Source organism: Paenibacillus sp. E194, from assembly GCF_000935845.1.
In the GTDB taxonomy this organism is placed as follows: Bacteria; Bacillota; Bacilli; order Paenibacillales; family Paenibacillaceae; genus Paenibacillus_B; species Paenibacillus_B alvei_B.
Window position 1 is genome coordinate 1 of record NZ_JMDX01000137.1, and the last position, 16,573, is coordinate 16,573.

Here is a 16,573-nt window from a genome sequence, read left to right on the forward strand (position 1 = left end):
TTCGGTGTTCTCCGAACACGATCGCCGCCTGTTCCGGCGTCCTCCGCACCTGCTCCACAAACAACTCATGGATGGTCTTCGCTTGTGGATAATCGGCTTCCGCAGCATTAAATTCGTACAGCACAAGCTGGCGTTCCTGCTCCGGCAGTATGCAGATTTCACCTATCCGCTGCTCCGGCTGCTCCGATACGGCCTTCAGCAAATACGTAAAGTGAGATGCCATGCGCTCCATCGTCTCTTTGCGGAACAAAGACGTCCGATATTGAACAAGGAAGCCTATGGCTTCTTCCATTTCCACTGCATTCATCGTTATATCAAACTTTGCCGCCGTATGGTTCGAGCCGTACGGCGTAAATTGAAGCGATGCAATCCTAACTTCATCATCATTCGTATTCTGCATTGCGAACATCGCGTCAAACAGCGGATTGCGGCTCAAATCCTTAGGCACATCCAGCTTCTCGACTAATTCTTCAAATGGATAATCCTGATGTTCAAACGCTTTCAGCGTACGTTCTTTCACTTCCCGGACAAATGCGGCAAACGACTTGTCTTCCGTCGGATAATTCCGCATCGCCAACGTGCCAACGAACATGCCAATCAGTGGTTCCAAATCGGCATGCGGACGGCCGGCAATCGGCGTGCCGACGACGATGTCATCCTGCCCTGTATACTTGGACAGCAGCACCGTATAAGCCGCCAGCAACACCATGTACATCGTCGCTCCCGTATCTGCGGCTATCTTCTGCAACCCGGCCGCAATCTCCCTCTCGATATGGAAATAGAGCGCTTCTCCTTCAAAGCTTTGTACCGCCGGACGTATATAGTCCGTTGGCAGCTCCAGAACCGGGATCTCGCCTGCAAATGTCTCCAGCCAGAATGCCTCCTGCGCTTGCATCGATCCACTTTCGTGCAACGTCTGCTGCCATACCGCATAGTCTTTGTACTGAATCCGCAGCTCTTGCAGATTTTCGCCATCATACAAACGAGCAAACTCCCGCACCAGAACATTCATGGATATTCCATCTGAAATAATATGGTGCATGTCGAACAACAAAAGATGGCGTTCTGTTTCCACTTCAATAAGTCCCACGCGCAGCAATGGCGCCTTCTCAAAATCAAACGGGCGTACAAAATCCGCTACCTGCCGTGCGATTCGTTCCTCTTTCAACAGTTCCGGCCCGGACAGGCTTATCCTCTCCACCATAAACGAAACCTGATCATGTACACGCTGCACAGGCTCGCCATTTACCAGTTCAAATGTGGTGCGCAGCGATTCATGACGCGCGATCAACCCACTAAATGCTTGCTCGAGCCGCCCCGCATCAAGCTGCCCCTCCACCGAATATACTCCCGGCATGTTGTAGCTAAGTTCCGCACCTTCCAACTGATTCAGAATGTACATCCGTTTTTGTGCCGAAGAAACCGGATAATGTTCCCTTGCTTCAGCAGGCTTAATCGATGCATGCAACTTCTGCTCCATGCATTCAATTGCTTGGGCCAACTGCTCCAGAACCGGAGACTGGAATATGATCCGCAGCGAAACGTCAACATCTAACTCCTTATGCATCCGTGCCACGAGCGTCGTTGCTTTCAACGAATGGCCGCCAAGATCAAAGAAGTTGTTCTTTACGCCAATCCTTTCAATGCCGAGCACGCTTTTCCATATATCCGTCAACCGCGCTTCCAGCGCCGTCCGCGGCGCCACATACTCGGCTCCACCCGCTCCTTCCGGGGCTGGCAGCGCCTGGCGGTCAATCTTTCCGTTTGGCGATAACGGCAGCTTGTCCAACTGCACAAAGAATGACGGGATCATATAACCCGGCAATTCTTTTCCTAAAAAACCGCGAAGCTCCGCCGCATCTACGTTTTCTTCTGCCGACACATACGCACAAAGGTAAGGAGCTTCATGTTCATCCTGCCGTAGCATGACAATCGTTTCTTTAATATGTTCGTGTCGCAATAAATGCGCTTCAATTTCACCGGGTTCGATCCGGTAACCCCGGATTTTTACCTGATGATCAATCCGTCCTAAATATTCGATACTCCCGTCAGGCTGCCATCTGCCCAAGTCGCCCGTCCGATACATGCGTCCGTCGTGGAGAAACGGGTTAACCACAAATTTCTCCGCCGTCAGCTCCGGACGAGCTAAATAACCACGCGCCAACCCATCGCCGGCAATATATATTTCACCGGGCACGCCTATGGCCTGTAGCTGCCCCGCTTCATCAAGAATGTACACCTGTGTATTGCTAATCGGATTCCCTATCGGCACATAACGGCGTTCCGAACCATTACTACCGGGCTCGAACCAAGCAGTTGCGCAAATGGTTGCCTCTGTAGGGCCGTACGCATTATAAAAATGCCGGGATTCGTTCTTCCATCGCGATACGAGCTCCGGCGAAACCACCGAGCCAGCCGTAACTAATGTCCGCAGCGACAATACCGCATCCGGGTCTAAATGGTGCAAATAGGTAGGCGGCAGCGTAGCCGCCGTAATCTGATGGAGGTTCAAAAACTCCATAAATAAACTGGTATGACGAATCGTTTCTTCCGATGGAATGAACAACCCCGCACCGGTGAATAAAGCCATCCCCATTTCCCAAACCGATGCATCGAATGAGCAGCTCGCAAATTGAACGATGCGATCCCGCTCCGACACTCCAAGCACGGACTGGAAATACATTTTCAAATTGGTCAGGCCCGCATGCTCCACCATGACCCCCTTCGGTTTGCCGGTAGAACCGGACGTATAAATGACGTAGGCAAGATGGTGCGGTTGGACATTCGTGTGCAACGGGACGTTTTCTAATTCCTCCGCCTCGCCGTCAGCCAAGTTTAAATCTACCAATTTACCGCTATACATGATTTTGTCGGTCATCGGGGACTGCTGCACATCTGCTGTACATACCTTATCTTTCAAGTGCGGTTGAATCAGCAGCAGTGATGCGCCCGAATCTTCCAACATGTAGCGAATTCGTTCGGACGGGTACCCCGGGTCGACGGGCAAATAAGCTCCGCCGGCCTTCAGTATCCCTAGCATGCCTACAACCATTTCTAAAGACCGTTCAGCCATGATAGCTATAATGGTGTCAGGCTTGACATCCTGCGCTTGCAGCATTCTTGCCAGACGGTCAGCTTGTTCGTTTAATTCGCGGTATGTCAACCTTTCCTCTTCGAATACAACTGCCACATGATCCGGCGTCTTAAACGCCTGCTCTTCAAACAGTTCATGGAACGTCTTTTTCTCCCCATATGCGATGCGGGTATCATTGAAGCCCGACACAATTAGCTCTCGCTCTTCATTCGTAAGCAATTCAATATTTTCAATACGAACGTCCGGACATGCGATTACAGCCGCAACAATATTTCTGAAATGACCCTCTATTGTTTGAACATATCCCTCGCCGAACTGTGAATGATAAATAAATTGAACGATCAACTCGCGACCAGGAATAAAAGCAACGTTGAAATCGTAATTCGTTTTTTCAACAGCATCCACACTGGTAATAGCCATCCGTTGTTCACGGGCGGTTCCCTCTATTTCTTCAGCTATCGGGTAATTTTCAAATACCGTAATATGATTGAATAATCCCCTTTTCAGTTCGGATCCGGACTGGATTTCATAAAGCGGAAAAAAATCATATTGAGCTGAAGCGATAGAAGACTGCTGCACCGAATTTAACAAATCGGTAAACGCTGTCTCAGCCTGGCATCGAATCCGCACAGGTATCGTGTTTATAAAAAGACCCACCATATCCTCGATTCCTCTAATCTCCGGTGGTCTCCCGGATACGACAGTGCCGAACACGACGTCGTTCACTTGATTATACTTTTGCAATAATACGCCCCAAATCGTCTGAAGCAACGTATTGAAAGTAACTTTGCTCGCGGTGGCGATTTCCATTAATGCCGCTGTTTCCTGCTGATTGAAGGTAAAGTTTGTCTTGCAAACTTCCGCGTCATGGTGCTGGCCGTGAAATGTATTTCCTATCACGGAAGCTTGCAGGTTATAGTCTTTCAAGTAATCCTTCCAATATTGTTGCGCCTCACGGTCATTTTGCTTCTCTAGCCATTTTATATACAGGCTGAAAGGGGTAACTTTACTTAGTTGATAGGGCTTGTTATCTACTAATGCATGATAGATATGCATCGTTTCGTTTATGATAATGGACAAACACCAGCCATCCATTAAAATGTGATGGTGGCTCCATAGCAACTGATACCGACCTTCTTTAAGTTGAAATACCGAAAGTCTCATTAACAAATCTTTAGACAAATCGAATCCGCGATCCCGATCATTCTTCATATAAGAATGAACATATTGCTCCATTTCGGCCTCATTCAGATGCGAGATGTCTTCCGTTTGAATTTTTAACCGTCGCTCCTTCAATACGATTTGAACGTATTCATCCTCTTTATTTTGGCGAAAAATGGTGCGCAAAATGTCATATCTAGCAATGACGACATTTAAACTTTGTTCAAATAAAGGGACATTGAAATCGCCGTCGATGCTCAAAAAATGCTGAGTAAGATAAGCGGAATCATTGTCATAAAGTGTATGAAACAACATCCCCTGTTGAAGAGGAGTTAAACGATAGATGTTTTGAATGACGCTTTTTTTCGACATTAATTTAGTCCTTTCGTACACGTTTTACGTTAACTCTTCATCCAAATCAAGCAATGTAGCTATCTCTTCGTTTAATTCTTCAAGTTCTTCAATGGACAGGTCTGCAGTTACCAAATCGCTTGGAGTAAATTCAGTGTCTTTTTTCTCCTCACAATGATGAATGACGTTTATTAGAACGTTTTCATAAATTTCTCCTAACCGCTTCACCGTGTCTCTCTGATAATGCTTCGTACTATAACCTATCGTTAACGAGAAAGTGCCGTCCGCTATCATCCCGTTCATATCAATGACATAATGGGCTTTGGAATCTGGACTTAATGAACGTCCGGTTGAAAATGGAGATGTTTGAAACTCCGAATCTTCTTTTCCTTGGCCGAATTGTCCCAAATAGTTGAAATTGATTTCCGGTTGCAATGATAGTTCAACATCATTTTTGTTCTTCTTGCTCGTTAAGTATTTAATTACTCCATATCCAATCCCATTATTCGGAATGTTTCTCAAGCTTTCTTTTGTCGCTTTAAGCTGATATCCCAAATCTTTATTTGGATAGGCATGCAATTTTACAGGATAACAAGCGGTAAACCAGCCTACCGTTCTCGTAATGTCGATATCTTTAATCAGTTCTTCTCTACCATGTCCTTCTAGATTTACGACTACCTGCTCTTGTAATCCCCATTCATATAGACTTAAAGAGAGAGCCGCTAACAGAATGTCTTTGACTTCCGTATTGTAGGCGTGATGGATGTGACGTAATAATTTATCTGTATTGTCGCGAGATAATTCGACGGTTACATAATCCAATTCACGCAGTTGAATTTCGCCATAGTCATAATCTTTTGGCAACGGACTGGTCGTTATTGTCTCTAGCTCAACCCAATAGCTCAACTCTTCTTGAATTGCAGAATCGTTTGCATAGTATGTTAAGTGCTCAGCCCATCTTTGGAAGGAGTCTGTTTTTCTAGGCAGTTGGATCGGCTTATGTTGCATCGTTTGGGCATAAGCAGTTGCTAAATCTTCCAATATAATTCTCCAAGAAACTCCGTCTATGATTAAATGGTGGATGACGATTAACAAATGATCGCCTGCACTCGTTTTAAATAAGCCCAATTTCACAAGAGGACCTACTTGCAAATCGATGCTTTCTTGTATTCGATTTGCCTCCTGTTCAATTCGCTCTGCCAATGCGGCAGCATCGTTGCAGCGCAGTAAATCGCTCACCGTCAAATGAAACAGTTCTCCATTCAAGCTACGGTTAAACTGCTTATATTCCGCGTCTTCATATTTATAGACCATACGCAAAGCATCATGATGCTCTACAATTTTAGTAAATGCTTTTCGGATTCCATCCTCTGAAAACCCTTGCTTGGCGAATAACACGACAGATTGATTGAAATGATGGGGCGCATTCGTTTCTTGCTCCAAGAACATTTTTTGAATAGGCACAAGCTCGACAACGCCCTCGACGCTGCCTTGATCGATTTGGCGCTCCATAATCTCGATATATGGGCTGACTTGTTCAATGGTAGGATGATAAAACAAATCGTTAATGGCCAATTTGTAATTATGGTTGTGCAGCCTGGAAGCAACTTGAATCGCCTTTATCGAATCTCCGCCCAACTGAAAAAAGTCGTCTCTTATTCCTATCTCCTTAACTCCCAGCACTTCTTCCCAGATCGCAACGACGATTTTCTCCACATCGGTTTCAGGTTTCGCGTACTCGGTATTTTTATATCGCGTCTTGTCCAGCTCAGTATTGAATAATTGTTTCTTATCCACCTTCCCGTTAGGAGTCAATGGCATGGATTCCAACTGTACAAAAAAGGCCGGAATCATATAACTTGGCAATTGCTGCCCCAACACCCGACGCAGTTCCGCTTCATCCAGTTCCTCTGTCGCCACTACATAGGCGCATAGGAACGGAACTCCATGTTCATCCTGACGCGCAATGACAACCGCTTCTTTGACTATCCCCTCACGCTGCAGAGCGGTTTCTATTTCACCTATTTCAATCCGGTAACCGCGAATTTTTACCTGCTGGTCGATACGACCCAAATATTCCAAATTCCCATCCGGCAGCCATCTCCCCAAATCGCCTGTGCGATACATGCGTTCGCCAGGCACGAACGGATCATCTACAAACTTCTCTACCGTCAATTCCGGCCGGTTCAAATAACCCCGAGCCAAGCCTTCACCTGCAATGAACAGTTCTCCAGGCGCACCTATCGGCTGCAACTGCATGTATTCATCCAGAACGTACATTCTCGTGTTGGTCAGCGGTTTCCCGATCGGAATGTTCGTTTCCTCTCCTTCTATGCGGTAAGCCGTACAGATGACGGTGCTTTCCGTCGGCCCGTACGTATTCCATACCTCATAGTTCACCGGCTTATACCCTTTGACTTTATCCGAGCCGGTCAGCAGCAAACGTAGACTGTCGTTTTCCAACTCTGACAGTTGCTCGTACATTTGCGGCGGCAGCCACGCAATTGTAATGTCGTTGCCGTGATAATAATCGTTCAAAGCGCGAATATCCAACCGAAGTTCCTCGGGAAGGATATGCACGGTTGCGCCCGATATCAGGTACGGGAACAGCTCCCATACCGAGGCGTCGAACGCCCACGACGCATACTTCGCACTGCGATCCGCTTCCGTCACCTCATAAAATTGTTTATGCCACACACTCAAATTGACCAAGGATTGGTGCTCGACCATAACTCCTTTTGGTTTCCCAGTTGAGCCTGACGTATAGATGACATATGCCAAATGATGCGGGCCCGCAGTAGATTCAGACGGCTCAAGCGATATACCCGCCGCTGCGGCTTCGCGTTCACCTTCACGTCCGTACCATTCATTTTCATCCGAACGTTCCAGACTCAGCTCCAGCAGTTGGTACGAATTTGATTTCGCCAATCCAGACGGTTGGCCGATCCAATCGTACATTCGCTCCTTCAAATGCGGCTGAATGAGCAACATTGAAGCACCTGAGTCTTCCAGCATGTAACGGATGCGCTCTTCCGGATATTCCGGATCAATCGGCAAGTACGCTCCACCGGCTTTCAATACGCCCAAAATGCCCACGACTATTTCAAGGGAACTTTCTGCCATAAGTCCTACGATTCCATCCGGCCGTACGTCCCGCTCTTTCAGTACACGTGCCAATCGATCTGCCTGCTCGTCCAGTTCACGGTACGTCAAATATTGTTCCTTACATACTACCGCAGCCTGATTCGGCGTCTTCTTCGCCTGCTCGGCAAACAGCTCGTGGATGGTCTTTCCTCGCGGATAGACAGCTTCCGTATTATTAAACCCGATCAATAAACGTTTTCTTTCCTCTGCTGCTAACAGCCTTCCTTTATCAATACTGTTATCAGGCAGTTCCACCATGTCTTGCAGGATGTTGAAATAATAACCGATCAGTCTTTGAGCCCACTCTTCCGGAAAAGCGCTGCTTTGGCAGTTAACCAGTACGTCCATCTGACCAAATGTCGTAGAAATACTAAAGTCGAACAGCGTGTTCGTATTTTCGTACGCTCCCACATCCAACAGTTGCTCGGCATCCGGCGCAAACCGCTCTTTTTGTTCCTCCGAATTATAGACATGGAAGTCGACGAAATTGAACAAAACGTCGAATATCGGATTTTGACCTGACGGATTTTCGCCAATCGCTTTCACGATATCAAATAAAGGTAAGCGACCGTGTTTCTTCAAATCTTGCAGTTTCCGCTTCACGTCCCCAATAATCGTATTCCACGTCGCCCTCTCATCCATCACCAACCGGAATGGAACCGTATTAAGGAAACAGCCCAGCATCCGATCCCCGTCTTCGCATAAAGGACGGTTGTTCTCTACGATCCCGACCACAATATCGCTTTCGTATGTAATCATGCGCAGCATATTTATGTACGCGGCGAAGCAAACCGTTTTGACAGAAGTGTCATGCTTCCTTGCCAATTCTTGCAACCTTTCGAATAGCTCTCTATTTACTGGATGGTGAATTCGGACCCGCTCTGATCGCCCGCTAGACGTTCCCGCCAACGTAACATCAGGGAGCTGCAACCGTTTGTAGCCGTCCAATTCCGATCTCCAGTATTCTATAATGTCTTCCTCTTTCTTAAGCGCGATCTGATCCACTATGTACGCCTTGTAGCTGTTGGCCAACGGCTCAGGCGTGAAGCTGCGCTCCTCTTTCAGTCGGACATAGACATTCATCAGTTCGGTAATGAAGGAAGCTACGCTCCAGCCATCCAAAATCGCATGATGGAAAATAAAACAAAGTGCTAACTGACTGTCGCTCAACATGCATACTTTGATACGCCACAGCGGAGCCTGATCGAGTAGGAACGGCCGGTTCCGATCCGCTTCCATCTGCTCGCGTATAAACTGTTCTTGCTGCCTGCGGCTACGATCACGCAAATCAAATAACTCGACAGGAAGCTCCACCTCTTTATGCACCGCTTGAACCCATCCTGGAGCCTGCTGTAGATGAAAGCTGCAGCGCAGTATCGAATGTTTCTGAACCAGCAAGTCCAGCGCCCGGTTTAGTAGATTCGGTTCAAAATCGGTTTCCCGGATCTGATAAATAAATTGGTCGTGGTATACGGCGTCATCCGGATGAGCCATCGAATAATACACCATGCCCTGCTGGATATCGCTCATCGGATAAATATCCTCTATCTCCAATTCTGAGAACAGTTCTCCTTGCTCCATCAACTGTTGCTTTAACCGCTCCACGCCTTCTTGCGCTTCCGTCCACGCTTGACTGGATATATCCGATTCCAATCGTCCAATATGGTCGACAAGCGAGCTAATATCAGGGTGCTTATACAAATCGATCATGTGCATTTGAATATCCAACGACTGATTTATGGCAACAACCAGCCGAATGCCTTTGATAGAATCTCCTCCGATATCGAAGAAGTTGTCTCTCACCCCGACTCGATCGAGGCCCAGCACCCGCTGCCACACCTCCGCCAACTGTGCTTCCTGCTCGGTTCGAGGCGCCACATACTCTACGCCCGTTACCGCGTGCCCTTCCGGCGATGGCAGCGCCTGACGGTCGATCTTTCCGTTCGACGTCAGCGGCATCCGCTCCAGCGCTACGAAGAACGACGGAATCATATAGCTAGGCAAGTGATGCCCCAAGTAACGGCGCAGCTCCGTAACATCCAGTTCGCTCGGCACTCCCTCTTCTTGACTTACGACCACATAGGCGCACAAATACGAGTCTCCAGCAGGGCTCTTGCGAGCCAGCACGATCGTTTCCTTTACCTGCTCGTGCCTCAGCAGCTGCGTCTCGATTTCCCCTAGCTCGATCCGGTAACCACGAATCTTCACCTGGTGATCGATCCGGCCCAAATACTCCAGGTTCCCGTCCGGCAGCCACCGCGCCAAATCCCCAGTTCGGTATACGCGCTCGCCCGCAATAAACGGATTCGCCACAAACCGCTCGGCCGTCAGTTCCGGACGATTCAGATACCCTCTCGCCACGCCGGCTCCGCCCACATACAGCTCGCCCGGGATGCCAATCGGCACCGGTTGCCGCGCCGCATCCAGCACATACGCCGTTAACGTCGGAATCGGGGATCCGATGTTGCTCTTGCTTAGCCCGATATCGTCCGCCGTCAATTCTTTGTATGTGACGTGTACCGTCGTTTCCGTAATGCCGTACATATTGATCAGCTGCGTCTCTGGATACTTCTCGTGGAATCCCTTCAACTGCAGAGGCTCCAATGCTTCTCCTCCGAAGATCACTTTCCTGACGCTAAGCCGCTTGTCCGCGTACCGCAATTCTTCGTCCGCTAGATGATAGAAGGCAGTCGGCGTCTGATTCACGATCGTGACCTGCTCCTGCTTCAATACCTGCAAATAGGCAGCCGGATCCTGCGCCGTCTGCTTCGGGATGATGACCAGTTTGCCTCCATACAGCAGTGCCCCGTACATCTCCCACACGGAGAAGTCAAAGCAGTACGAATGGAACAGCGTCCATACATCTGTGTCACCAAAGTCAAAGCGTGACCGATCCGTGAACAGCAGCCGCACGACCTGACGGTGCTCGATCAGCACTCCTTTCGGCTTCCCGGTCGTACCTGACGTATATATGACGTACGCTAAATGGTCTGCTCGAACGTTCCGCTCTTCAGCGACCATCTCCACCTTAACCGGATTAGCCGTGGAAACCGCGCCCAGCTCGTCTACTAGCTCGTCTTCCACATAAAGTATTGTTCCGGCGAATAATCCGGCGAGCTCCGTCAGCTTCTTCTGCGTCACGAGCAGCTTCGTTCCGCAATCCTCCAGCATGTACCGAATCCGTTCCTCCGGATAATCCGGGTCGAGCGGCACATACGCGCCTCCGGCTTTCAAAATCCCCAAAATGCCTACCATCATATCCAAAGAACGTTCTGTCAGCAGACCAACGAGATCGTCTGGCTGCACGCCCAGCTGCCTTAGCGCCCGCGCCAGTTGCTCGGCTCGTTCGTTCAGCCCCCGGTACGTCAATCGCTCCTCTCCGAACACCGCCGCCACCTGCTCCGGCGTCTTCTCCACCTGCTCCTCAAACAGCCCATGAATCGTCTTCGCTTCCGGATAAGCGGCTTCGGTATCATTAAAATCTACTAGGATGCGCGCTTTTTCAGCTTCCGTCAGCATATCGATATGTTGCAATTTCATATCCGGCCATTTTGCTATAGATGAAAAAATGCTTTTCAAATGCGTGGTCATATTTTCGATCATCTTTTCATCATATACAGCAGCATTGTATACAAACTTGACTGCCAACGATGTACCCATCGTGACAATAATATTGATATCGTAGTTCGTTTTTTCGAATATCGTGACGGTCTCAATCGAGAAATCCAACCCGGCATTATCATTTGTCTCTGACAACTGATCTTGCAGCGGGTAATTTTCAAATGCAATCACATGATTCAGCAAGTTATTTTTTAGCGTGGAAACGCGCTGCACGGTTGCCAACGAAAGGTAGTCGTAGGCCGTGGAAGAAAGTGCGCTCTCTTGCACCTGCTGCAATAATTCCGAGAATGACATATTATCCTTGAATTGAACGCGCACCGGAATGGTATTAATAAATAATCCCACCATATTTTCAATTCCCGTAACATCTGCTTGCCTTCCTGATACTACGGCGCCAAAGACAACATCATCCGCTTGATTGTAACGGGCTAACAACAAGGCCCACGCCGTCTGAAAAATGGTATTTACCGTAACATGATACCGTTCCGCAATTTGCAGCAACTCCTGCGTCATCTTCTCATCAAACGATAATATGGCTTCCCGATGATCATATGCATCTGTTTGCTGCTGCGATTTTTGAGGCAATGAAGCCAGTTGCTGGTATCCTTGCAAATAAGCTTCCCAGTATTGCTCGGCTGCTTCTGCGTCCTGTTCGTCCAGCCAACGAATATAATCGCTGAAAGGAAAAGGTGATCCCAACTTAGGCTCTTTTCCATTTTCAAGTGAACGATAAAATGCGATGAAATCATTCATGACAATCCCTAAACACCAACCGTCCATTATAATATGGTGAAAACTCCATATCATATGGAACGAATCCGGTTTGATCTGGATAAGGGCCAACTTAATCAAAACGTCTTCCGATATATGAAAACCTTCATTTTTATGCTGTTCTTTAAACTGCTCGACAAATCGTTCCTGTTCCTTTTCCGGTAAATGCAAAATATTTATATAATTAAAAGATGCTTGCCGCTCTTTTAGAACAATTTGCAGTGGATCCTCCAAATCTTCATAGACGAATACGGTTCGCAAAACGTCATGCCTTTTCATAATCTCGTTCAAGCTTTGTTCGAAAAATGTTATATTGACTGGGCCGTTTATTCGAAAGTGAAACTGTTCATAATACTGTGAAGTATCTTCGTTGAGCAAAAAATGAAACAGCATTCCCTCCTGCAACGGTGTTAGCCGGTACATTTTTTGAATCTCTACCACAAACTCACCACCTAGCTCTTAATTTTCAATTTACTCGCTAACGAGCTCTTTAATTTGTCAAATTGATCGATAGAAAGTTTTCCGTATCCCAAATCGGTAGGAGTGGATTCCCTTTCCTTTTTGTTGAGGCAATGTTCCATAATCCGAATCAAATGGCGCTTGTATTGCTCCGCCAGATTTGCGATGGTTTGCTGCCGATACATGAATCGGTTGTAGCCAAAGCGGATATGCAGCTGCCCGCATACTACCATGGCTACAATATCAAGCTTATGCAGCCTCTCCATCTTGGAACTAATGCTAGGTCCGGATAATTCGCCGCTAATAACGGAGAACGAATCACTTTGGATATCTTGGTCAAATTGACCTAAATAGTTAAAGCAAACTTGCGGTTTTAACTGAAAATGAATGTCCGGCTTGTATTTCTCAGGTGTTATATACTTGAGAATTCCATACCCAATCCCCTTTTGAGGTATGGCGCGCAGCGTTTCCTTTGTGAATTTGATTAAGTAAGACAAATCGTCTGCTCTTGCCATATCCAACACAACCGGATACATCGACGTAAACCAGCCCATCGTTCGGGTCACATCCAATTGCTCGTCAAAGCTTTCTCTTCCATGACCCTCCAAATTGCAAAGTACATGATTTTGTCCGGTCCAATCTTTCAAAGTAAGGCCCAACCCCGTCAACAAAATATCATTCATTTCGGTATGATAGGCCCGATGGACATCTTTTAATAAATGCTCCGTTTCCGCCTTGGAAATCGAAAATGTCAATTCCATATTGTCTTTCACTACATCTTCTGCGATTGCGTAATCTTCGGGCAGTTCAGCAATTTCCATCTGTTCCACTCTGCTCCAATAAGGAATTTCTTGAAGCAATGTCTTGCTGCCGGCATATACATGCAGGCGTTCAGACCATTCTTGAAAGGAGTGGGTTTTGGCCGACAATACAATCGGCTCCTGATTCTCAATCTGGTTATACGCCAAGCGAAGATCATCTAATAAAATGCGCCAAGATATACCATCAACTGCTAAATGATGAATTACAAGCAGTAAATAATCGCCGCGACGAGTCCTAAACAATGCGGTCTTCAACAGTGGGCCTCTGTTCAAATCCATGCTTGATTGAATCAAGTTTGCTTCTTCTTGAATTCTATCGAGGGCAGCTTCTTCATTGGTCATGTCTATAACTCGGAATTCCAATTTTTCCGGCGCATCCGCTCGGTAAACAAATTGACGATGATTTTCTTCCATAAAATAGGATCGAAGTATATCGTGATGCTCTACAACCGCCAACAGCACGTTCCGAATCCGCTCTTCTCCGAAATGAGATTCATTGTGCAAGATTACAGACTGGTTGAAATGATGCATATCGGTAAACTGCTGCCCAAAAAACCATTTTTGAATAGGAGTAAGCTTGATTTCTCCTTCCACAGGGCCTTGATCGATAACCGTTGCTTGTTTCTTGATATACTTGCTAAGCTCGCTTATTGTAGGATTTTGGAATAAATCCCGAACTTCCATTTTCAATTGATACACTTGCAGTCGCGATGCGATTTGTATTGCCTTGATAGAATCCCCGCCCCGGGCAAAAAAATTGTCTAAGATCCCTACGCGATCTATGCCGAGAACCGCCTCCCACACTTGGGCGAGATGCTCTTCCGTCTCGTTTCTCGGTGGAACATATTCATCGCGGGTTTGGATCGCATCCGGCATCGGCAACGCTTTGCGGTCGATTTTCCCGTTCGGTGTAATCGGTAATTTTTTAAATAAACAAAATGCGTCGGAATCATATAACTCGGCAATTGACTCGTTAAGAAACGACGCAGTTCGCTCGGATCCAGTTCTGTTTTGGAAACCACGTAAGCGCAGAGACTCGCATTTTCGGCCGTTTCATGCTGTTGTACCGTTACAACCGTCTCGATTATTTGCTCATGCCGCAGCAACTGCGTTTCAATTTCGCCTAATTCGATCCGATACCCGCGAATTTTCACCTGATGGTCAATCCTGCCCAAGTATTCGATATTGCCATCAGGCAGCCATCTACCCAGATCTCCCGTACGGTACATAAGCCCACTGGAGCTGAATGGATCGGCTACGAACCGCTCATCCGTCAACTCTGGTTTATTTAAATACCCTCGGGCCAAACCAGCCCCGGCGATGAACAACTCGCCTGGAACTCCAAGCGGCTGCAAACGCATCTGTTCGTCCAATATATACATCCGCGTATTATCGATTGGTCTGCCGATCGGTACGCTTGTCCAATTCGCTTCCGGCGCGCAATCGAAATAAGTCACATCGATCGTCGCTTCTGTCGGGCCGTACAGGTTCGCAAGATGCGTTCCGTTTGTTTGGCCCAACAACTGGTGGAATCGTTGCACATGCGAAACGTGCAGCGCTTCCCCGCTGGCAAACACTTGCTTTAAAGAGGACAAGGATGCAGTCTCGCGGTGCATCTCCATATATTCCAAAAATGCATGCATCATCGACGGCACAAAATGCATGGTCGTCACCTGATGTTTTCGAATCGCCGTTGCAATCAAGCCTGGGTCTTTTTCTCCGCCCGGTTCAAGCAGACAAAGCTGAGCGCCTTCCAACGCCCACCAAAACAGTTCCCATACGGAAACATCAAAGGTAAATGGCGTCTTTTGCAGGATAACATCCGTCCCGCTAAGCGGATATCGCTTCTGCATCCACTTCAAACGGTTTACCAGCGAATGATGCTCAATCATGACACCCTTCGGTTTGCCAGTCGAACCAGACGTATAGATGACATAAGCTAATTGATGGGACTCCGCAGCGAAGTGCGTTGGACTATCAGCCTCTTCGTCGTTTTCTCCCAAGATGTCCAAGGTCAAATCCATCACCTTGCCGCTAAAAGTAACAGCATCTGCTAACTGGAACGATAATCCGGCCTCCTCCTTGCTCGCCCGTTCCTTCAACCGCGATTGAACAAGCAGCAATGATGCACCCGAGTCCTCCAGCATATAGCGAATCCGTTCTTCCGGAAAATCTGGGTCAATCGGCAAATACGCGCCTCCGGCCTTCAATATAGAAAATATTCCAACGATCATTTCCAACGATCGCTCTGCTATAACGGCTACAATGTCATCCGGCTGCACGCCTTGTCTTTTCAACTTCCGGGCCATCTGATTCGTCCGTTCATTCAGTTCCCTGTATGTCATCTGCTGATCGCCGAACACAATCGCCGTTCGCTCCGGCGTCCGTTCCGCCTGTTCCGCAAACAATTCATGAATCGTCTTCTCTCGTGGGTAGACGGAATATGTTGCGTTGAATACGTTCAATAATCGATCTCTTTCCTCCGGCGCCAGCAGTTCCCCTTTATCGATCCGAGCAGCAGGATGCTCCACGATCTCGTGCAATATGCTGAAATAGTACCCGATCAGTCGTTCTGCCCACTCCTCCGATAAAATGTGGCTTTGGTAATTCAACAGTACCGTCATCCGATCGAATGTCGTCGAAATATTGAAATCAAACAGTGTATTCGTATTCTCATACCCGCCCACTTCCAGCAGCTGCTCCTGTTCCGGAGCATACTGTTCCATTTGATCCGCCTGATCATACACATGAAAATCAATGAAGTTGAACATGGCATCGAATATCGGATTTTGCCCCGACGGATTTTCGCCAATCGCCTTGACGATTTCAAATAAAGGCAGACGGCCGTACTTCTTCAAATCTTGCAGTTTCCGGTTCACGCTCTGTATGACCGTTTCCCACGTTGCTCCTTCTTTCATCACCGACATGCGGAATGGAACCGTGTTCAGGAAGCAGCCCAGCATCCGATCTCCGTCTTCACATATCGGACGGTTATTCTCCACCAGCCCGACTACAATGTCACTTTCGTACGAAATCATGCGCAGCATGCTTACGTAGGCGGTGAAGCATACTGTCTTGACAGAGGTTCCGTTTTGTCTGGCAGCCTCTTTTAGTCCCTCGAACAGTTCTTGGCTTACCGGATGATGAATGT

4 protein-coding genes are annotated in these 16,573 nt (G+C 47.6%); all 4 read right to left on the reverse strand.

Translation table 11 applies throughout. The features are described from left to right. Positions 1–4,627: non-ribosomal peptide synthetase (locus tag AZ66_RS18230; RefSeq protein WP_044356135.1), on the reverse strand; the 4,627-nt coding region annotated here is incomplete at its 3' end. 24 nt (positions 4,628–4,651) lie between these two features. Then, positions 4,652–12,583: a non-ribosomal peptide synthetase gene (locus AZ66_RS18235; protein WP_052648626.1), complete on the reverse strand. Its 7,932-nt coding sequence runs from the start codon at positions 12,581–12,583 to the stop codon at positions 4,652–4,654. An 11-nt stretch (positions 12,584–12,594) separates the two neighbouring features. After that, positions 12,595–14,298 carry a condensation domain-containing protein gene (locus AZ66_RS30000; protein ID WP_082061646.1) on the reverse strand — a complete coding sequence of 568 codons (1,704 nt, stop codon included), beginning with the start codon at positions 14,296–14,298 and terminating at the stop codon, positions 12,595–12,597. Beyond that, the coding region (locus AZ66_RS30005; protein WP_156160013.1) for a non-ribosomal peptide synthetase at positions 14,202–16,573 on the reverse strand (2,372 nt) is incomplete at its 5' end. The genes AZ66_RS30000 and AZ66_RS30005, both read right to left, overlap by 97 nt.

Coding starts and splice junctions, on each gene's coding strand:
- AZ66_RS30000 (WP_082061646.1), bottom strand. CDS start 14,298: ATGCCGGATGCGATCCAAACCCGCGATGAATATGTTCCACCGAGAAAC.